The following is an 18,459-nucleotide window of genomic DNA, read 5'->3' as shown; positions in this document are numbered from 1 at the left end:
GCAAGGCCAGCCCCCTCGGGGGGCAGCGCAGCACACGCAGTGGCAAGCGTGGGGGTCATTTGGCCCACCAGGTGCTCATGGCCCAGGTGTCGGGCTGGTAATACGGCGGAATGACCGGCGGCAGTACAAAACGGCCGGGGCGGTAGCCGATCAAAAAAGCGTCGCCGTAGTACTGCGGCACCGAGTAGAAGCCGTGGGTCAGCACGCGGTCCAGCGCGCGCATGGCTGCGCTCAGTTCAGGCCGGGTTTTGGCCGTGACCACCTTTTGCAGCAGCGCATCCACGGCCGGATCGGCAATGCCCCAGACATTGGACGAGCCCGGTGTGGCGGCCGCCCGGGACCCAAACAACTCCAGCAACTCGCCGCCTGGCGCGGTACTGCCAGGCAGGCGCAGCGTGGTGATTTCAAAATCAAACGCGTCCATTTTTTGTTTGGCCAGGGAAAAGTCCACCACGCGGTAGGTCATGGTGATGCCCAGCTTTTCCAGCGCTTTCTGAAACGGCCCCACGATGCGCGCCAGCGAAGGCTGGTCGTTCAAAAACTCCAGCGTGAAGGCCTCGCCCTGGGCATTGCGCAACGCGCCGTCGCGGTAGGTCCAGCCCGCCTCGCGCAGCAGCGCCTGCGCTTGCCGCAAATTTTCACGCAGGCTGCCGGGGGGCGTGGTGCTGGGCGAAACAGGCACTGGGCCAAACACCTCGGGCTTGAGTTGCCCGCGCAAAGGCGCCAGCAAGGCCAGCTCATCAGGTTGGGGCAAGCCTTCGGCGTGGAATTCGCTGTTGGGAAAGTAACCGTTGACACGCTTGTACAGGCCGTAAAACAGTTGGCGGTTCATCCACTCGAAATCCATTGCCAGGCCGATGGCGCGCCGCACCCGTACATCCTGGAACTTGGGGTTGCGCAGGTTGAACACATAGCCCTGAAAATCCCCGGGGTTGCGGTTTTCGAACGCACGCTTGACCAGTTCACCCGAAGTGAAGGGCTTGCCGGTGTATTGGCGCGCCCAGTTGCGCGAGATGAATTCACGCAGGAAATCGAATTCACCGGCTTTCAGCCCCTCGAAGCGTGAGGTTTCGTCGAGGTATATCTTGAAGCTGATACGGTCAAAGTTGAACTGGCCCTTGCGGCTGGGCAAATCAGCGCCCCAATAGGTCGGGTCCCGCACATAGGTGATGTCGCGACCCATGGCCGGGTTGGCGATTTTGTAAGGTCCCGAGCCGATGGGCACTTCCGACACAATCTGGTCGAACGGCTTGGCCTTCCCGGCCACGCGGCCCCAAGCGCGGCTGAACACCGGCATGCCGCCCACCACGAGCGGAAGTTCGGGGTTGGGTGTCAAAAAATCAAAGCGCACGACGCGTTCGGACACCACCGTCACGCCCTTGACTTCGGCATAAATGGTGCGGTACTGCGGGGCGGCGAGCTTGCCCGTGAGCTGGGTGTAGGCGTGCAGCACATCGGCGGCCAGCACCGGATCGCCGTTGTGAAAGCGCGCCTTGGGATGGATGCGAAAAGTCGCCGACAGCTTGTCGTCGCTGACGGTCACGTCGTCGGCCAGCAGTCCGTAGGCGGTGGTCGGCTCTTCTGAGTTGCCGGTCAGCAGGCTTTCGATCAGCAGGATGCCGATGCCGTAAGGCGCGGTGCCGCGCAGCGTGAAGGGGTTGAACTTGTCAAAGTTGGTGGGCCGCGTGGGCGGCACCATGCGAATTTCACCGCCTTTGGGCGCTGCCGGGTTCACGTAATCAAAGTGGCTGAACCCGGCCGGGTACTTGATGTCGCCGAACTGCGCATAGGCGTGCGCGGCCCACGCGGCCGGGGCAAGGCATGCCAGCCAAGCCAGCGCCAAGGCCCGCAAAAAATGTAAATCCCGCATGCGACAATTCTGCACTAATTAAGTCGGCGAAATTTGGAGCCTCGGGAGACAAGCCCTGCAGTGCCCCAATCAACATTCGCCGTTTCATTCGCACACACTGGAGCATACGCATGGGTTTTCTCACTGGCAAAAAAATACTGGTCACGGGCGTGTTGTCCAACCGATCCATTGCCTATGGCATTGCCAAGGCCTGCCATGCCCAAGGCGCCGAACTGGCTTTCAGCTACGTGGGGGAGCGCTTCAAGGAGCGCATCACCGAATTTGCGGCCGACTTTGGCTCCAGCCTGATTTTTGACTGCGACGTCGGCGATGACGCGCAGATCGAGCGCCTGTTTGCGGACTTGTCCAAAACCTGGCCCACCTTTGACGGCTTTGTGCACAGCATTGGTTACGCGCCGCGTGAAGCCATTGCCGGTGACTTCCTGGAAGGCCTGTCGCGCGAGGGCTTCAAGATCGCCCACGACATCAGCGCCTACAGTTTTCCGGCCATGGCCAAAGCGGCCCTGCCCTACCTCAATGACAAGTCCGCGCTGTTGACGCTGACCTACCTGGGTTCACAGCGCACCGTCCCCAACTACAACACCATGGGTTTGGCCAAGGCCAGCCTGGAAGCCAGCGTGCGCTACCTTGCTGAATCGCTGGGCCCCAAGGGCATGCGCGTCAACGGCATCAGCGCTGGACCGATCAAGACGCTTGCGGCCAGCGGCATCAAGGATTTCGGCAAGTTGCTGGGCATGGTGGCGGCGGCCTCACCGCTGCGTCGCAACGTGACCATCGAAGATGTGGGCAACGTGGCGGCCTTCATGTTGTCGGACCTGGCTGGCGGCGTGACCGCCGAGATCACTTACGTGGATTGCGGCTTTAGCCACACGGCCGGCGTGAGCCGCGACAGCTGACCGCACCCCGAATGGATTTGAGGTCTTTGTTTGCTATTATATAAATAGCAATAGGTCTTCGCAGATATTGGGTTAAAGGCAGTTTTATCTAAAATACGGAGAAACCTATGCCTTTACAAGCCCCGCAGGCCGACGAGCGCACCAGCGTCAAGCGGTTTCGGTCCAGGACACTTCATTGGCTGCTGGCGTTTTCCGGCTTGCTAGCCCCTGCTCCGCCGTTGTGGGCGGCAGAAGCCGCTCCGCCGCTGATGCTGGCCAAGGTCTACCACGCAGGCATTTCCCTGCCCGACTACTGGGTCAGTGAAAAGTTTGATGGCGTGCGCGGTTACTGGGATGGCGAAAAGCTGCTGACCCGCGGTGGAGAACGCATCGCCGCGCCCGCCTGGTTTACAGCGGGCTGGCCCAGCATCCCGATGGATGGTGAATTGTGGGCGGGTCGCGGGCAGTTTTCAAAAGCCGTTTCAACCGTGCGGCAGCAAACGCCCGACGACGAGGCTTGGCGCACCCTGCGTTTCATGGTGTTTGACTTGCCCGCTCAGGGCGGTCCGTTCAGTGAACGGCTTTCGGCGCTGAACCGTTTGCTGACGGACTTGTCCATTCCCTGGGTTCAGCTAGTGGCCCAAAGTAAAGTTGCCAGCCACGCTGCGTTGCAGGAGCGGCTGCGCAAGACCGTCAAACTTGGCGGCGAAGGCCTGATGCTGCACCGCGGCGCATCGCTCTACAAAGCGCAGCGCAACGACGATCTGCTCAAGGTCAAAACCCATGACGACAGCGAAGCGCGCGTGGTGGCGCATATTCCGGGCAAAGGGAAGCACGCCGGCCAGATGGGCGCGCTGCTCGTCGAAATGCCCGCCATGGGTGCAAAGCCTGCGCAGCGCTTCAAACTGGGCACGGGTTTCAGTGACGAGGAACGACAAAACCCGCCCGCCTTGGGGGCGTTGGTCACTTACCGCTTCAGGGGATTGAATGACAGCGGCATCCCCCGTTTTGCCAGCTTCATGCGCGTGCGAGAAGAACTGCGGCGTTAAGGTCGCCCGCGAATATCAGTCGGCGCATGCACCGCGCCGACTTCATGCCGCTTTTGCTATTTCCTGACGCAGTCCGCGTAATAGCGAACCTTGCCCTTGGCATCGACCTGCTCGACCAGCCCATGGATGTCGGTCTCAAAACCCGGGCACTGCGCGTTGAACTCTCGGGCGAACTTGAGGTAGTCCACAATTTTCTTGTTGAACACTTCTCCTGGAATCAGCAACGGAATACCGGGTGGGTAAGGCGTCACCAACCCGACGGTCACGCGCCCTTCCAGGTGATCAATTTCGACGCGCTCGGTTGTGCGGTGGGCAATGTGGGCGTAGGCGTCGCTGGGCTTCATAGCGGGCTTCAGGTCGCTCAAGTAGACCTCTGTCGTCAGCCGGGCAATGTCGTACTTGGCATACATGGCGTGAATATGCTGGCATAAGTCGGCCAGACCCATGCGCTCGTACTTCGGGAACTTCTGGCAGAACTCGGGCAGGATGCGCCACATCGGCTGGTTCTTGTCGTAATCGTCCTTGAACTGCTGCAGGGCGGTCAGCAGCGTGTTCCAGCGGCCCTTGGTGATGCCAATGGTGAACAGGATGAAGAAGCTGTAGAGCCCGGTTTTTTCCACGATCACACCATGCTCGGCCAAAAATTTGGTCACGATGCTGGCCGGAATACCTGTTTTTGCGAATTTGCCATTGAGGTCCAGACCTGGCGTGACAATAGTGGACTTGATCGGGTCCAGCATGTTGAAGCCGGTGGCCATCTGGCCAAAACCATGCCAGTTGGTGGCGCCGTTCTTGGCCGTCTTGGCACTGCGCGACTCACCTTTGATGATCCAGTCTTCCGCACGGCCAATGCCTTCTTCGGCCAGTTTGTCTGGTCCCCAGACCTTGAACCACCAGTCAGTGCCGTATTCGTCGTCGATCTTGCGCATGGCGCGGCGAAAGTCGAGTGCTTCGGCAATGCTTTCTTCCACCAGCGCCGTGCCGCCGGGCGGCTCCATCATGGCCGCAGCCACGTCGCAGCTGGCAATGATGCTGTACTGCGGCGAGGTGGACGTGTGCATCAGGTAGGCCTCGTTGAAGAGGGGCCTGTCGAGCTTGACGTTTTGCGAGTCCTGCACCAGCACATGGCTGGCCTGGCTGATACCGGCCAGCAGCTTGTGGATGGACTGCGTGGCATAGACCACCGCATTTTTCGGCCGGATGCGGTTCTTTCCCATCGAGTGGTAGGTGCCGTAAAACGGATGGAATGCCGCGTGCGGCAGCCAGGCTTCGTCAAAGTGCAGGTTGTCGATGTAGCCGTCCAGCATGCCCTTGATGGTTTCGGTGTTGTACAGCACGCCGTCGTAGGTGGACTGGGTCAGCGTCAGCACACGCGGCTTGACGGTGGCCGCATCAACGCCGCTGAGCAGCGGATTTGCAGCGATTTTGGCGCGGATCGCCTCGGGCTCGAATTCGCTTTGCGGAATCGGGCCGATGATGCCAAAGTGATTGCGGGTCGGTTTCAAAAACACCGGAATCGAGCCCGTCATGATGATGGCGTGCAGGATCGATTTGTGGCAGTTGCGGTCCACCACCACCACATCGCCCGGCGCCACCGTGTGGTGCCACACCATTTTGTTGGACGTTGAAGTGCCGTTGGTCACAAAGAAGCAGTGATCGGCATTGAAGATCCGTGCCGCGTTGCGCTCGCTGGCGCCGATGGCGCCGTTGTGGTCCAGCAACTGGCCCAGTTCCTCCACCGCATTGCAGACGTCAGACCGCAGCATGTTCTCGCCGTAAAACTGGTGGTACATCTGGCCGACCGGGCTCTTCAGGAATGCCACGCCACCGGAATGACCCGGGCAATGCCATGAATAGGAGCCGTCCTCCGCATAGTCCAGCAGGGCCTTGAAGAACGGCGGCTGCACGCCTTCGAGGTAGCTTTTGGCCTCGCGGATGATGTGGCGCGCCACGAACTCGGGCGTGTCCTCGAACATGTGGATGAAACCGTGCAGTTCGCGCAGGATGTCATTGGGAATATGGCGCGAGGTCTTGGTCTCGCCATAGACGTAAATCGGCACGTCAAGATTTTTTCGGCGCACTTCTTCAATGAAGTGGCGCAAGTTCAGAACGGCCGGGTCCAGGTCGGGGCCGGGCGTGAATTCTTCATCATCAATTGACAGGATGAACGCACTGGCGCGGCTTTGCTGCTGCGCAAACTGCGACAGATCACCATAACCGGTGACGCCGAGCACCTCAAAGCCTTCGCTTTCAATGGCTTGCGCCAGTGCACGAATGCCCAAGCCTGATGTATTTTCTGAACGGAAGTCCTCGTCAATGATGACAATCGGGAAGCGAAATTTCATGGTGTAAGCGGGGGTAGCAGGCTAACCTGGCGGTTGTTACGGCGATCAATAACTGGGAAGTGTACGGAAATAATGGAGGGTGTCATCGACGGGGGCTTCATTTGCGTCAAAATGACTCTAATCTTACAAAAGGTATATGCGCATGACCGAAGCAACAATTTGGTGGCTGCTTGCGGGCGGTGCGGTTGCCGCCGAACTGCTCACAGGTACTTTTTTCTTGCTGATGATTGCGTCCGGAATGGCTGCCGGCGCGCTTGCAGCGTACGCTGGCGCTGGCACGGTGGTGCAGTTGGTGGTGGCCGCAGTGATAGGCGGAGGTGCCGTGGTTGCATGCTACGTCTTCAAGCGCAGGCGTCCGTCCGACAAGCCAGCACGCGCTGACCGCAGCGTTAACCTGGACGTTGGCGAGACGGTTTTCGTCGATGAGTGGAATTCTGACGGCACGGCCACGGTGAAATACCGCGGCGCGAACTGGACCGTGATCCAGCGGCCAGGCAACACGCCATCAGCGGGACTTCACCGGGTCGCAGAGCTGGTTGGAAGCCGGTTGCTGGTCGACAAACTTTAATAACCTTAAAAAGAAAGTTTCCTTATGGAAGTTGCGATCGTTCTCCTGGTCATTGCAGTCATCTTCATCACACGCTCCATCAAGGTGGTGCCCCAGCAAAACTCCTGGGTCATAGAACGTCTGGGGAAATACCACGGTTCACTGACGCCGGGGCTGAATTTTCTGATTCCCTTTATCGACCGGGTTGCCTACAAGCACAGTCTCAAGGAAATTCCGCTTGATGTGCCCAGCCAGATTTGCATTACCAGGGACAACACCCAGTTGCAAGTCGATGGCATTTTGTACTTCCAGGTCACCGACCCGATGCGCGCCAGCTATGGCTCTTCCAACTACCTTATGGCGGTGACGCAGTTGTCCCAAACTTCGCTGCGCTCCGTGATCGGCAAGCTGGAGCTCGACAAAACCTTTGAAGAGCGAGAAATCATCAACGCGCAAGTCGTTGCGGCCATTGATGAAGCTGCGCTGAACTGGGGGGTGAAGGTACTGCGCTATGAAATCAAGGATTTGACGCCACCGAAAGAGATTCTGCACGCCATGCAGTCGCAAATTACCGCTGAACGTGAAAAGCGGGCCCTGATAGCGGCCTCCGAGGGGCGCAAGCAGGAGCAAATCAATATTGCGACGGGCGAGCGCGAAGCCTTTATTGCACGGTCCGAGGGCGAAAAACAGGCAGCTATCAACAATGCGCAAGGTGAAGCGTCGGCCATCATGGCCGTGGCCGAAGCCAATGCAAAGGCCATCGAGGTGGTCGCTGCAGCAATCAGCCAACCAGGCGGCATGCAAGCGGTTCAACTCAAGGTCGCCGAAAAAGCCGTTGAGGCCTATTCAAGTGTTGCGAACAAAGCGACCACGACCTTGATCGTGCCCAGCAATATGACCGAGGTGTCGGCCCTGATTACGTCCGCCATGAAAATGGTGCAGTCCAATCAGGCTTGATGCGTCGCCACCGTAAGTCAGAACACAGGTCGAGCCATGACTACACCTAAAAATGTCCTGGGCACCGCATTGGAGGCGTGCTCTTACGATCCGGTCACCGGCTATTTTCGGGATGGCTGCTGCAATACTGATGCGTCTGATTTGGGTTCCCACCTCGTGTGTGTCCGCGTCACAGAGGCGTTCTTGATATTTTCTCGTTCGCGCGGAAATGACCTGATGACGCCCAGGCCAGAGCATCGATTTGCCGGCCTGAAAGCTGGCCAGCGCTGGTGCCTGTGCGCGAACCGTTGGCGCGAGGCGCTGGAGGCTGGCTGCCCGCCGCCCGTGATTCTGGCCGCTACCCATGCGAATGCGCTGGAATTTGTCACCATGGCACAGCTGGAAAAGCACCGGTTTCAAGCCGCCGAACACTAACCGGCGTATTTCGTCCAATTTTGCGCTGGGCTGCTGCTTAGCACTGCTACAATCTAAGGCTTAGCGGAAGGGTGGATGAGCGGTTTAAGTCACACGCCTGGAAAGCGTGCGTGGGGTTATACCCACCGCGGGTTCGAATCCCGCCTCTTCCGCCAATTAACTAGTATCCATACGAATTTCCAGTCCGTATGAAGTGAAAATTCATAATCTAACCCATCAGGCGTAAAACCGCTTGATGGGTTATTTTTTTGACTGTTGCATTGCAGTCCTGCGGTCTTGCTACTGCGGCTCGTATTATTTAATCCAATCTGGCGTTCTTCGTGTGCGTTCTGGGTATTCAGGTTGACTGCCTCCCGATTTGTTCCATGTCGGCCTAACCACCAGGCTTCCAAGTTGAAAAAAGGCCAGTCAGCTTTTAACTGACTGGCCTCACACCGCACGGTGGGGGTTGTCTTTAGCGAACGTCTTAGTTCAGTGCTGATTTCTTGCCGTCTTTGTACACGTACAACGTGATGGCCGGATTTTTCAACTCGCCATTGGGCTCGAAAGCAATCGTCGTGGTCACGCCTTTAAAGTTGGCTTTGATCAACTCTGCGTTGTAGACCTTTGGATCGGTGGAATTGGCGCGCTTCATGGCGTCAACCAACAGAAGCGTCGCGTCATAGGTGTACGGGCTGTAAACCTGGAACTGAGCGGGGTACTTGGTGTCATAGCGCTTTTTCCAGGCTTCGCCGCCTGGCATTTTGGCGAGCGATGCACCACCTTCGGCGCACACCACATTGCTGATGGTCTTGGCGCCTGCAGCCAGTTTGGCCAGTTCAGCGGTGCAGATGCCATCACCGCCAAAGTATTTGACGTTGCTCATGCCAAGTTGCTCCATCTGGCGCAACATGGGGCCGCCCTGAGGGTCCATACCGCCGAAGAAAACCGCATCTGGGTTTTTGGATTTCACGGCGGTGAGGATGGCCATAAAGTCAGTGGCCTTGTCGGTTGTGAACTGCTCGTCGACCACGGTCATGCCTTTTGCCACGGCCGTCTTCTTGAAAACTTCTGCAACGCCTTGGCCGTACGCTGTGCGGTCATCAATGATGGCCACTCTTTTCAGCTTCAAGGCGTCCGCTGCGTAAAAAGCCAGACCGGCGCCCAGCGCGTTGTCGTTGGCAATGATGCGGTACGTGGTTTTGTAGCCCGGCTTGGTCAGATTGGGGTTGGTTGCCGCGCCCGTCACCATCGGGATACCGCAGTCGTTATAAACCTTGGATGCGGGAATTGTTGTTCCTGAGTTCAGGTGGCCCACAACGCCCGAGACTTTGGAGTCGCACAGTTTTTGTGCGGCCGCTGTGCCCTGTTTTGGATCAGCGGCATCATCTTCAGCAACCAATTCAAATTTGATTTTTTTGCCGCCAATGACGATATTCTGTGTGTTCAGGTCATCAATCGCCAAGCGCGCGCCATTTTCATTGTCTTTGCCGTAGTGGGCTTGTGCGCCAGACATTGGTGCGACGTGACCAATTTTCACCACGGCATCTTGTGCGGAGGCAATACCTGCAACCACTGCAAGACAAGCCACTACCGTCAGCTTTAATTTCATTTGCATAAACACTCCGATTTAAATTATCGTTAAAGGTTGAGACTATTTTTTACTCAACGGAGCCGAACATAACGCAATTTTCGGGCCCGTGCCATAGCAACGTACCCTAGGTTATTCTGGATAAGGGTGTTTACCCTTGGAGAACGATGGACTTGCAGCAATACGCTCGCTTGGCGACGCCGCCAAGCGTGCTCCAAACGGCGAAATCGGGCGGCCTGACGAATGGGCGCATGTCTTGCAGCGACTCAAGGCTGGATCGGCAACTGAGTGACTTCCTGGTCAAACGCGTGGTTTACGGATTGGCGCACCACCTGCTCAATCTCTTCCCTAAGATGGGGCACCAGCGTTTCCGTGTGCTCCAAAATCAATTGCCCGACCGCCTCGCGCAAGCGCCGCTCCAGCGTCATGTCTATGCGCTGCAAGACGCGCATGACCATTTGCTCTTGCTGCTCTGGAGAAAGCGTCCCAGGCGCCAATGTCTGCAGCGCTGCAGGCGCAGGCTGGAAGACCTCGGTCAGCGTGGGAACGAAACGCGGTGGAAGCGGGACATTGCTCATGCACCCTCCCCGGCCGTCGCAAGGTCATGTCGTTTCATGGCGTAGCCCCTGTCGGTGTAATGTTTCCAGCGGCTGCGCGCAGCAAGGCGATCTTCCTCTCCCTGCGCGACCACCTCAATCAAACGTTCAAACCGTTCAAACTCAAGCGGAATGGTCTGGCCGAGGTTAACCAGAATGCTGTAGCCTGCGCACGCCTTGAGCGACTCGGCCAGCAGCACGGGCGCCTCTCCACGGCTGGGTTCACCTGCACCGAGCCTGCAATGCGGCACAAATTCGGTGGCGGAAAAGCTCCACAGCAACTGATCGAGTTCAGCCAGCAATGCGGGCTCTGCCGTCACCACCACGCTGGCGCCGCTGCTGTAGACCTTGCGCAGCAAGCGGCAGCCGTATAGCAGCTTGTTGGCCACATTGAAGTGAAAGGCTATTTCAGTCATACCCCGGTTTTGGGTAGGGGGACGCGCCGTTTTACGGGCTTGGCTTTGGCAGGCGCTTTTTCGGCCTTGGCGACGGGGACCTGGCCGAGCAAGTAGTCCAGCAGCAGGGGCACAGGGCGACCGGTCGCGCCTTTCGCTGCGCCACCTTTCCAGGCCGTGCCGGCAATGTCCAGGTGCGCCCAGGCAAAGCGGGTGGCAAAGCGCTGCAAAAACTTGGCAGCGGTCACGACGCCTGCAGCTCTGCCTGCGATGTTGGCGACATCCGCAAAGTTTGTTTTGAGCCCTTCCGCATATTCCTCATCCAGCGGCATTCTCCAGCACAAATCGAGCGAACTTTCACCTGCCTGGGTCAGCGCCTGGGCCAGTGCCTCGTCGGTCGAGAAAAGTGCGCTGCGCACGCTGCCCAGCGCGATCACGCAGGCGCCCGTCAGCGTGGCGATGTCAATCACGGCCTTGGGCTTGAAGCGTTCTGCATACGTCAATGCATCGCACAGCACCAGGCGCCCTTCTGCATCGGTGTTCAGGATTTCGATGGTTTGCCCGCTCATGCTGGTGACGACATCACCGGGCTTGACCGCGCTGCCGCCCGTCATGTTTTCACTCGCCGGGATCAGGCCCACCACGTTCAGCGCAGGCTGCAATTCGGCCAGCGCACGAAAGGTGCCCAGCACACTCGTGGCGCCGCACATGTCGAATTTCATCTCGTCCATTTCCGCTGCAGGCTTGATCGAGATACCGCCTGAATCAAAGGTGATGCCCTTGCCGACCAGTACCACGGGCGCCTCGGCCTTGGCCGCGCCCTCGTAGTGCAGCACGATGAAACGCAGCGGCTCGTCGGAGCCTTGCGCCACCGCCATGAACGAGCCCATGCCCAGCTTGGCCACTTCCTTGGGGCCCAGCACCTCCACCTTGATATTGGGAAATTTACCCAGTTCCCTGGCGGCGCCCGCCAGCATGGTGGGGGTCGCGTGGTTGGCTGGCCGGTTGCCCCACTCCCTGGCAAAGTCCATACCTTTGGCCAGTGCGATTCCTTTGTCGAATCCCGTCTGTGCGTCCGCAAGACTACTTACGCCGATCACCACGCGCTGCAGTTTTGCCGGGATGACCTTGGACTTGGTGGCGGTGTAGCTGTATACCGTGTCGCTGCAGGCTACAACGGTGGCGCGCACCACATCGGCCTGCTGGCTGTTCAGCGCACTTAGGCACACCACCACGCGTTGCGCGTTGCTGGCCTTCAAGGCGCCCAGCGCCGCGTTCACGGCCGTCCGGATCTGTTTGGGACTTCCATCACCCGCCCCGACCAGCACGGTTCGCGTTGCCGCAATGCCCAGTGTGCGGTAGGCGCTCAGCAGCTTGCCAGATTTGGCTTCAAAGTCACCGGATTTGAGCGCAAGCGCCACCAGCACTGAAACAGGATCGGCTGTGGAGCTGAAGTCCTGCGGGACGAGTACCACAAGCGCGTCACATTTTTCATTGCAGATACGGGCGCGGGTCAGTGTTTTGAGTTCAAAGTCCATAATTCAGGGTCGGGTAGGTAAACAAAAATAAAACAACGCAAAGCGGCTAACCAGTCAATGTTATTCCAATCTTCAATTCGCAAAGAGCTGGCGCGCAGTTTCGGCGCAACCCTTGTGGTGATCGTCACGATCGTGATGACCATCGTGCTGATTCGCACGCTGGGTCAAGCTTCGCGCGGTTTCATCAATCCCGAGGATGTCATGCTCTTCATGGCCTATTCGGCGTTGGGCCGTCTTCCCACCATCTTGACGCTGTCGCTTTTCATCGCCATGGTCAGCACCCTGTCCCGCATGTACCGGGACAGCGAAATGGTGGTCTGGTTCACCAGTGGCCAGGGACTGGCGGGCTTTTTGACGCCGTTGTTTCGCTTTGCCTGGCCGGTGCTGCTGGTGGTGACGCTGCTGTCGATTTTTGTATGGCCGTGGACCAACCAGCAAACCCGGGACATGCAAACCCGCTATGAGCAGCGCAGCGACCTGGACCGCATCGCGCCCGGACAGTTCCAGGAGTCCTCCAGCGGCAACCGCGTATTTTTTATCGACCGTGACCAGCCAGGCGCACAAGCCAGCAACAACGTATTTATTGCGGCCACTGAAAAAGGAAAAAGCTCCGTCACCACGGCCCGCTCAGGCCGGCTTGAAACCAGGGAAGACGGGCAGTTCCTGATCCTCGAAAACGGCCAGCGGCTGGAAAACGTGGTTGGACAGTCGGCCCTGAAAGTCAGTAACTTTGAAGAGTACGGCACCAAAACGGGCGCCTCGAGTGCCTTTAGCCAGGACACGCCGGCCGCCAAGCTCTTGTCCACACGCGATCTCATCAAGGCGCCCACGCCGGGCAACCTCAGTGAGTTGGCGTGGCGGTTCGGGTTGGCACTGTCAGCCATTAATTTTGTAATTCTGGCCTTGGCGCTGGCCAGCGGTAATCCACGCAGCGGGCGCAGTGGCAGCCTGATTTTTGTGTTGCTGTCGTTTGTGGTCTACAACAACCTGATCAGCCTGGGGCAAGGCTGGATCGTTGCCGGACTCATCGGTTTTGGCAACTTCCTGATGCTGCTGCACGGCAGCGTATTCCTTCTGGGTCTGGGCTGGCTGGCCAAGCGGCATTCCAACTGGGTGGTCAGGCTGGTGCCGCGCCTGCGCCGCCCCGCGCCGCTAGCGCGCGCTGACAGGGGTCGCCCATGAAAACCGTACGCCGCCTGATTTACGGTGAAGTGCTGACGGCCATTACGCTGGTGGCGCTGGGGTTTTTGTCGCTGTTTTTCTTTTTTGACCTGGTCGATGAGTTGCAGTACCTGGGGAAAAGCAGCGGCCTTGGCAGCGCCGACAATATTTACCAGATCAGGCACGCGCTGCTTTATGTGGCGCTACTGATCCCGAATCATCTTTACGAGCTCCTGCCCATTTCGGTGCTGATTGGCACCATTTTCGTCATGGCACGGCTGGCTCAGAGTTCCGAGTTCACCATTTTGCGTACCAGCGGACTGGACCCGTGGCGCGCGCTCAGGCTGTTGCTGGCGCTTGGGGCATTTTTTGTGGTGCTGAGTTTTGTGGTGGGCGACTACGTAGCGCCCGCCAGCGAGCGCGCTGCGCAACTGCTCAAGGCGCGCTACCAGGGCCAGATCACCATCGGACAGACCGGGGCGTGGCTCAAGGAAAAGCAGGCCTACAACAACTACGTGGTCAATGTCAAAACGCTGACGCCTGACAACGAAATGAAGGGCGTGCAGATCTTTGAATTCAACAACAAAGGCCTGATTGTCTCGACCCTCCAGGCGCCCCTGGCGGTATTTACGCCCGAAGCGGCCTGGCAGCTGTCGCAGGCTACCCGCGTGGAGTTTGAAGTCCCTGATACCGCCGCCCCGGCCGAGAAAGCACGGCAAGAGGCCAAAGTCACCCGAAGCACCGTGGAAAGCTTTCGATGGCCGACCGGGCTCAACGCGGAAATGGTGTCTGTGGCGCTGCTCAAGCCCGACCGCATGGGAACCGTGGACCTTTTCAACTACGTCCGCCACCTGGAAGCCAACAGCCAGACGGCCCAGCGTTACGAGATTGAATTCTGGCGAAAGGTTTTCTACCCGCTCAGCTGCCTTGTCATGGTGATGCTGGCCCTGCCTTTTGCCTATCTTCATTTTCGCTCGGGCGGCATCACCGGTTATGTTTTTGCCGGTGTCATGATCGGCATCAGTTTTTTCCTGCTCAACAACGTGTTTGGCTATGTTGGCAACCTGCGCAACTGGCAACCCTGGCTGGCGGCCGCGACACCCGGACTGCTGTACATGGCGGTGTCGCTGGGCGCGTTTGGCTGGCTGGTTTTAAAGCGCTAGCGCAGCGCGACAGATTTTTTACGCCCTTCCTATGACCCTACTTCCCCCCGTATCGGCACACGCATGCACCGCCATTGTTCTGTTTGCCCACGGCTCACGCGACCCGCTGTGGCGCGCACCGATTGAAGCCGTCGCCACGCAGATACGCCTTCGCCAGCCCGATGCGCAGGTTTGCTGCGCTTATCTGGAACTCTGCGCGCCTTCGCTCCCCGAAGCCGCCCTTGAACTGGCCGCCGCTGGCGCGCGCCGCATCAAGGTATTTCCCCTTTTCTTCGGGGTGGGCAAACATGCCCGTGAAGACCTTCCGCTGCTGGTCGAACAACTACGCGCAGCGCATCCTGATGTGGTGATTGATCTGCTTCCCGCCGCAGGCGAGTACGCGCAATTGACGGCGCTGATGGCCGACATTGCCCTCGCCTGAAAAAGGATTTCATTAGTAAAATTTGGGCATAATAAAAATAACTATTAGCCAATATTTCATATGAATCTTCACCAATTCCGCTTTGTCCAGGAAGCCGTGCGGCGCAACCTGAACCTCACCGAAACCGCCAAGGCGCTGCATACCTCGCAGCCCGGCGTCTCCAAGGCGATCATCGAACTTGAAGAAGAACTGGGCGTGGAGATTTTTGCGCGGCATGGCAAGCGGCTCAAACGCGTCACCGAGCCCGGCGACCATGTGCTTAAAAGCATAGAAATCATCATGCGCGAAGTGGGCAACCTGCGGCGCATTGGCGAGCAGTTTTCGGCCCAGGACAGCGGCACCTTGTCGATTGCGACCACCCACACCCAGGCCCGCTATGTGCTGCCGCACTCGGTGGCCAGGCTGCGCGAGGCTTTCCCCAAAGTCAATGTCAGCCTGCACCAGGGCTCGCCCGACCAGGTGGCGCGCATGGTGCTGGACGAAGTGGCCGAAATCGGCATTGCCACGGAGTCGCTGAGCCAGTACGACGACCTGGTGACCCTGCCCTGCTACGAATGGCAGCACATGTTGGTCATGCCGCTGGACCATCCGCTGGCCAAAAACGAGCACATCACGCTCAAAGACCTGGCCCTGGAGCCCCTGATCACCTACCACCCTTCGTTCACGGGACGCACCAAGATCGACCAGGCGTTTGCCGCGAAGCACCTTCACCCGCGCATTGCCCTGGAGGCGATTGACTCCGACGTGATCAAGACCTATGTGCGGCTGGGGCTGGGCGTGGGGATTGTGGCGGAGATGGCGCTCAAGGACGACGGTACCAACACCGACCTGCTGGCCCTGCCGGCGGGCGCGCTGTTTGGCGTGAACGTGGCCCGCGTGGCCTTCAAGCGCAGCGCCTACCTGCGCAATTTTGTGTATAAATTTGCCGAGCTGCTCAGTGACAAGCTGACCCGCGACCTGATCACCAAGGCCATGTCCGGCCGCATCAACGACTACGAAGTATGACCCCCACCATGCAAGACATCCCGCACACCCCGCTGCTGCGCAGCAAGCTGCCCAACGTTGGCACCACCATTTTTACCGTCATGTCTGGGCTGGCCGCTGAAAAAGGAGCTGTGAACCTGGGCCAGGGGTTTCCTGACTTTGACTGTGACCCCGCGCTGGTCAACGCCGTCACGGACGCGATGCAGCGCGGACTGAACCAGTACCCGCCCATGCCCGGCGTGCCGGTGCTGCGCGAGGCGGTGGCCGCCAAGCTGGCCAAACTGCACGGCCGCCACTACAACGCCAACACCGAGATCACCATCACGGCGGGCGCCACGCAGGCCATCATCACCATCATCCTGGCCGTGGTCCACCCGGGCGACGAAGTAATCGTGCTGGAGCCCTGCTACGACAGCTATGTGCCCAACATTGAGCTGGCTGGCGGCACGGCGGTGCGCGTGCCGTTGACGCCAGGCACGTTCCGCCCGGATTTTGACAAGATCGCCGCGGCCATCACGCCCAAGACCCGGGCCATCGTGGTCAATTCGCCGCACAACCCCAGTGCGACCGTGTGGACCGAAGCCGAGATGCACAAGCTCCAGGACATTCTGGCGCCTACCGACGTGCTGCTGATCAGCGACGAGGTCTATGAGCACATGGTGTTTGACGGCAAGCAGCACTACAGCGCGGCGCGCTTTGCCGGGCTGGCGGCGCGCGCCTTCATTGTCAGCAGCTTTGGCAAAACCTACCATGTCACGGGCTGGAAGGTGGGCTTTGTAGCCGCGCCCGCAGCCCTGAGCGCCGAGTTCCGCAAGGTGCACCAGTTCAACGTGTTCACCGTCAACACGCCCATGCAATGCGGTCTGGCCAGCTACATGGCCGATGACCGGCCCTACCTCGATTTGCCGGCTTTTTACCAGCGCAAGCGCGAGTTGTTTCGCAGCGGCCTGGCGGCAACGCGCTTCAAGCTTCTGCCGAGCGAAGGCACCTATTTCCAGTGCGTGGACATTTCGCCCGTCAGCGACTTGAATGAAGCTGACTTTTGCAAATGGCTGACCACCGAGATCGGCGTGGCGGCTATTCCGCTGTCGGCGTTCTACGGCGATGGGTTTGACCAGCGCGTGGTGCGCTTTTGCTTCGCCAAAAAGGATGAGACCCTGGTGGCTGCGCTGCAGCGTCTGGCCAAACTGTAGGAAGCCCCTGACGGCTGCAGGCGAATTCCGCCTGCCTGAATGAGCCGGGAGCCGGGCAACAATCAGCACACATTACAAGGAATTACTCAATGTCGATGATCTTACTTATTATTCTTATTTTGATTCTGGTTGGCGCATTGCCAACGTGGGGCCACAGCCGCAACTGGGGTTACGGTCCCAGCGGTGGTTTGGGTCTGGTTGTCATCATCCTGATCGTGCTGTTGCTGATGGGACGCATTTAACCTTGAGTTAAAGCTGTTTCCTGAAAAAAAGGACCTTGCGGCTAGCAAGGTCCTTTTTTTACGTCTGCTGTTTGGCTATGCACTCTTCAGCTGTTAAGTTGCGCCCAGGCCTTGTCCAGCCGCTTCACGCTGACTGGTTGCGGCGTGCGCAGCTCTTGCGCGAAAAAGCTTACCCGCAGCTCTTCCAGCAGCCAGCGGTATTCCTGCATGCGGGCATCCACGGCGCCCTTGCGGTCGGCCACCAGGCGCCAGTAGCGCTGTTCCTGTGGCCGCAACTCGGCCATCTTGGCGGCATCGCGGGCCGGGTCGGCGCGCCACTTTTCCAGCCGCAAGGTAATGGCCTTGAGGTAGCGTGAAAAGTGCTGCAGCTGCCCGTACGGCGTGCTGGTCAAAAACCGTTTGGGCACCAGGCGCTGCAGCTGCTGGGCCGCATCCTGCGCCGCTTCTGCTGCATTCTTGGTGTCCTTGATCTTGCGCTGGGCCACGGCAAATTCGGTCAGGATGCCGGCCGCCAGCCGCGCCACTTCGCTGGCGATCAGCGTCAGCCGGCCGCGCCCGTCGTCAATGCGCTTTTTGAAATCCGCTTCGCAGGTGGGCAGCGGATCGAGCAAAAACGCCCGGTCCAGCGCCACTTCAATGATCTGCTGGCGCAACTCTTCCAGCGTGCCGCCGCCCGAGTTGTCGGCAGCCCTGCCCACCAGCATGTAGGCGGTGGCGGTTTTTTGCAGGTCGGGCAGGTTCTTTTCGAGGTACTTCAGCGCGTCCTTGATCTGCAGCGAAAACAAGCGGCGCAGGCCGGCGCGGTGCCTGGCGGCGGCCGCGTCGGGCTCGTCAAATACCTCGATCGTCACCGCGTCACCCAGGTCGATCAGCGCCGGAAAACCAATCAGCGTTTGCGCGCCTTTGCGGATTTCCATCAGTTCCGGCAACTCGCCAAAACTCCAGCTGGTGTAGCGCTCCGGCGTCTTGATGGCTGCTTTTTCAGGCGCTGCTTGCGCCCGTCCCGCTTGCGCTTGAGGCCTGTTTGATGCTGAATTTGGCAGCGGCGCGGCATTTGGGGCCGCAGCGGGCGCCGTTGCCAGGTTCTTGAGCCCGGCCAGCGCCTGAAACGCCCCCCTCGCCTGCGAACCCAGCTCGCC

18 protein-coding genes and 1 tRNA gene are annotated in these 18,459 nt (G+C 59.2%); 12 read left to right on the top strand and 7 right to left on the bottom strand.

Annotation, left to right across the window (positions count from 1 at the left end; translation table 11 throughout):
- Window positions 1-55: 55 nt before the first annotated feature.
- Window positions 56-1,870 carry an extracellular solute-binding protein gene (locus tag IV091_RS06425; protein ID WP_293466642.1) on the bottom strand — a complete coding sequence of 605 codons (1,815 nt, stop codon included), beginning with the start codon at window positions 1,868-1,870 and terminating at the stop codon, window positions 56-58.
- Between the two features lie 110 nt (window positions 1,871-1,980).
- On the opposite strand from IV091_RS06425, the gene fabI reads away from it, so the two are divergent.
- Together fabI and IV091_RS06415 are read left to right on the top strand one after the other, a co-directional pair.
- Window positions 1,981-2,766, top strand: coding sequence for an enoyl-ACP reductase FabI (fabI, locus tag IV091_RS06420; RefSeq protein ID WP_293466639.1), 786 nt, complete (start codon window positions 1,981-1,983; stop codon window positions 2,764-2,766).
- Between the two features lie 107 nt (window positions 2,767-2,873).
- Window positions 2,874-3,794: a DNA ligase gene (locus IV091_RS06415; protein ID WP_293466636.1), complete on the top strand. Its 921-nt coding sequence runs from the start codon at window positions 2,874-2,876 to the stop codon at window positions 3,792-3,794.
- A gap of 56 nt (window positions 3,795-3,850) precedes the next feature.
- On the opposite strand, the gene IV091_RS06410 is transcribed toward IV091_RS06415, so the two are convergent.
- The gene (locus IV091_RS06410; protein ID WP_293466633.1) at window positions 3,851-6,139 is read right to left on the bottom strand and encodes an arginine/lysine/ornithine decarboxylase; all 2,289 of its coding nucleotides are present in this window, start codon (window positions 6,137-6,139) and stop codon (window positions 3,851-3,853) included.
- Window positions 6,140-6,281: 142 nt separating this feature from the next.
- Between IV091_RS06410 and IV091_RS06405 the strand changes: the two genes are divergently transcribed.
- The 4 genes from IV091_RS06405 to IV091_RS06390 all read left to right on the top strand — a co-directional run bounded on the left by IV091_RS06405 (window position 6,282) and on the right by IV091_RS06390 (window position 8,212).
- The gene (locus IV091_RS06405) at window positions 6,282-6,707 is read left to right on the top strand and encodes an NfeD family protein (RefSeq protein ID WP_293466630.1); all 426 of its coding nucleotides are present in this window, start codon (window positions 6,282-6,284) and stop codon (window positions 6,705-6,707) included.
- A 24-nt stretch (window positions 6,708-6,731) separates the two neighbouring features.
- Window positions 6,732-7,643, top strand: a complete 912-nt coding sequence (locus IV091_RS06400; RefSeq protein ID WP_293466628.1) for a stomatin-like protein — start codon at window positions 6,732-6,734, stop codon at window positions 7,641-7,643.
- 36 nt (window positions 7,644-7,679) lie between these two features.
- Window positions 7,680-8,057, top strand: a complete 378-nt coding sequence (locus tag IV091_RS06395; RefSeq protein WP_293466626.1) for a DUF2237 domain-containing protein — start codon at window positions 7,680-7,682, stop codon at window positions 8,055-8,057.
- Window positions 8,058-8,122: 65 nt separating this feature from the next.
- A tRNA-Ser gene (locus tag IV091_RS06390) sits at window positions 8,123-8,212 on the top strand.
- A gap of 311 nt (window positions 8,213-8,523) precedes the next feature.
- Here IV091_RS06390 and IV091_RS06385 read toward each other — a convergent pair.
- From IV091_RS06385 to IV091_RS06370, 4 genes are all read right to left on the bottom strand, one after another.
- Window positions 8,524-9,654, bottom strand: a complete 1,131-nt coding sequence (locus tag IV091_RS06385) for a branched-chain amino acid ABC transporter substrate-binding protein (protein WP_293466624.1) — start codon at window positions 9,652-9,654, stop codon at window positions 8,524-8,526.
- Window positions 9,655-9,893: 239 nt separating this feature from the next.
- Window positions 9,894-10,205, bottom strand: coding sequence for a hypothetical protein (locus IV091_RS06380; protein ID WP_293466623.1), 312 nt, complete (start codon window positions 10,203-10,205; stop codon window positions 9,894-9,896).
- Window positions 10,202-10,639: a DNA polymerase III subunit chi gene (locus IV091_RS06375; RefSeq protein ID WP_293466620.1), complete on the bottom strand. Its 438-nt coding sequence runs from the start codon at window positions 10,637-10,639 to the stop codon at window positions 10,202-10,204. Before IV091_RS06375 ends, IV091_RS06380 begins: the two co-directional genes overlap by 4 nt.
- Complete coding sequence (locus IV091_RS06370; RefSeq protein WP_293466618.1) at window positions 10,636-12,156, bottom strand: leucyl aminopeptidase; 1,521 nt, start codon at window positions 12,154-12,156, stop codon at window positions 10,636-10,638. Before IV091_RS06370 ends, IV091_RS06375 begins: the two co-directional genes overlap by 4 nt.
- 57 nt (window positions 12,157-12,213) lie before the next feature.
- Between IV091_RS06370 and lptF the strand changes: the two genes are divergently transcribed.
- The 6 genes from lptF to IV091_RS06340 all read left to right on the top strand — a co-directional run bounded on the left by lptF (window position 12,214) and on the right by IV091_RS06340 (window position 17,320).
- Window positions 12,214-13,338: an LPS export ABC transporter permease LptF gene (lptF, locus tag IV091_RS06365; RefSeq protein WP_293466616.1), complete on the top strand. Its 1,125-nt coding sequence runs from the start codon at window positions 12,214-12,216 to the stop codon at window positions 13,336-13,338.
- Window positions 13,335-14,480: an LPS export ABC transporter permease LptG gene (gene lptG / locus IV091_RS06360; protein WP_293466614.1), complete on the top strand. Its 1,146-nt coding sequence runs from the start codon at window positions 13,335-13,337 to the stop codon at window positions 14,478-14,480. The genes lptF and lptG overlap by 4 nt, the downstream gene beginning before the upstream one ends.
- A gap of 31 nt (window positions 14,481-14,511) precedes the next feature.
- Complete coding sequence (locus IV091_RS06355; RefSeq protein WP_293466612.1) at window positions 14,512-14,901, top strand: CbiX/SirB N-terminal domain-containing protein; 390 nt, start codon at window positions 14,512-14,514, stop codon at window positions 14,899-14,901.
- Window positions 14,902-14,961: 60 nt separating this feature from the next.
- Window positions 14,962-15,906 (top strand): CysB family HTH-type transcriptional regulator, encoded by a 945-nt coding sequence (locus IV091_RS06350; protein WP_293466610.1) that lies wholly within the window; start codon window positions 14,962-14,964, stop codon window positions 15,904-15,906.
- Window positions 15,903-17,078 carry a pyridoxal phosphate-dependent aminotransferase gene (locus IV091_RS06345; protein WP_293466608.1) on the top strand — a complete coding sequence of 392 codons (1,176 nt, stop codon included), beginning with the start codon at window positions 15,903-15,905 and terminating at the stop codon, window positions 17,076-17,078. Before IV091_RS06350 ends, IV091_RS06345 begins: the two co-directional genes overlap by 4 nt.
- An 89-nt stretch (window positions 17,079-17,167) precedes the next feature.
- Entirely contained in the window at window positions 17,168-17,320 is a 153-nt protein-coding gene (locus IV091_RS06340; RefSeq protein ID WP_293466605.1) for a DUF3309 family protein, read from the top strand.
- A gap of 86 nt (window positions 17,321-17,406) precedes the next feature.
- Here IV091_RS06340 and IV091_RS06335 read toward each other — a convergent pair.
- Window positions 17,407-18,459, bottom strand: a 1,053-nt coding sequence (locus tag IV091_RS06335) for a DUF3418 domain-containing protein (RefSeq protein WP_293466603.1), incomplete at its 5' end; no start/stop codon positions are given.

Source organism: Polaromonas sp., from assembly GCF_018780625.1.
In the GTDB taxonomy this organism is placed as follows: domain Bacteria; phylum Pseudomonadota; class Gammaproteobacteria; order Burkholderiales; family Burkholderiaceae_C; genus Polaromonas.
The sequence above is the reverse complement of the archived record's forward strand: the minus strand, read 5'-3'. Positions and strand labels throughout refer to the sequence as shown.

What these genes read in the sequence shown, in the direction of transcription:
- IV091_RS06425 (WP_293466642.1), bottom strand. Translation starts at nt 1,870, where the DNA reads ATGCGGGATTTACATTTTTTGCGGGCCTTGGCGCTGGCTTGGCTGGCA.
- fabI (WP_293466639.1), top strand. Translation starts at nt 1,981, where the DNA reads ATGGGTTTTCTCACTGGCAAAAAAATACTGGTCACGGGCGTGTTGTCC.
- IV091_RS06415 (WP_293466636.1), top strand. Translation starts at nt 2,874, where the DNA reads ATGCCTTTACAAGCCCCGCAGGCCGACGAGCGCACCAGCGTCAAGCGG.
- IV091_RS06410 (WP_293466633.1), bottom strand. Translation starts at nt 6,139, where the DNA reads ATGAAATTTCGCTTCCCGATTGTCATCATTGACGAGGACTTCCGTTCA.
- IV091_RS06405 (WP_293466630.1), top strand. Translation starts at nt 6,282, where the DNA reads ATGACCGAAGCAACAATTTGGTGGCTGCTTGCGGGCGGTGCGGTTGCC.
- IV091_RS06400 (WP_293466628.1), top strand. Translation starts at nt 6,732, where the DNA reads ATGGAAGTTGCGATCGTTCTCCTGGTCATTGCAGTCATCTTCATCACA.
- IV091_RS06395 (WP_293466626.1), top strand. Translation starts at nt 7,680, where the DNA reads ATGACTACACCTAAAAATGTCCTGGGCACCGCATTGGAGGCGTGCTCT.
- IV091_RS06385 (WP_293466624.1), bottom strand. Translation starts at nt 9,654, where the DNA reads ATGCAAATGAAATTAAAGCTGACGGTAGTGGCTTGTCTTGCAGTGGTT.
- IV091_RS06380 (WP_293466623.1), bottom strand. Translation starts at nt 10,205, where the DNA reads ATGAGCAATGTCCCGCTTCCACCGCGTTTCGTTCCCACGCTGACCGAG.
- IV091_RS06375 (WP_293466620.1), bottom strand. Translation starts at nt 10,639, where the DNA reads ATGACTGAAATAGCCTTTCACTTCAATGTGGCCAACAAGCTGCTATAC.
- IV091_RS06370 (WP_293466618.1), bottom strand. Translation starts at nt 12,156, where the DNA reads ATGGACTTTGAACTCAAAACACTGACCCGCGCCCGTATCTGCAATGAA.
- lptF (WP_293466616.1), top strand. Translation starts at nt 12,214, where the DNA reads ATGTTATTCCAATCTTCAATTCGCAAAGAGCTGGCGCGCAGTTTCGGC.
- lptG (WP_293466614.1), top strand. Translation starts at nt 13,335, where the DNA reads ATGAAAACCGTACGCCGCCTGATTTACGGTGAAGTGCTGACGGCCATT.
- IV091_RS06355 (WP_293466612.1), top strand. Translation starts at nt 14,512, where the DNA reads ATGACCCTACTTCCCCCCGTATCGGCACACGCATGCACCGCCATTGTT.
- IV091_RS06350 (WP_293466610.1), top strand. Translation starts at nt 14,962, where the DNA reads ATGAATCTTCACCAATTCCGCTTTGTCCAGGAAGCCGTGCGGCGCAAC.
- IV091_RS06345 (WP_293466608.1), top strand. Translation starts at nt 15,903, where the DNA reads ATGACCCCCACCATGCAAGACATCCCGCACACCCCGCTGCTGCGCAGC.
- IV091_RS06340 (WP_293466605.1), top strand. Translation starts at nt 17,168, where the DNA reads ATGTCGATGATCTTACTTATTATTCTTATTTTGATTCTGGTTGGCGCA.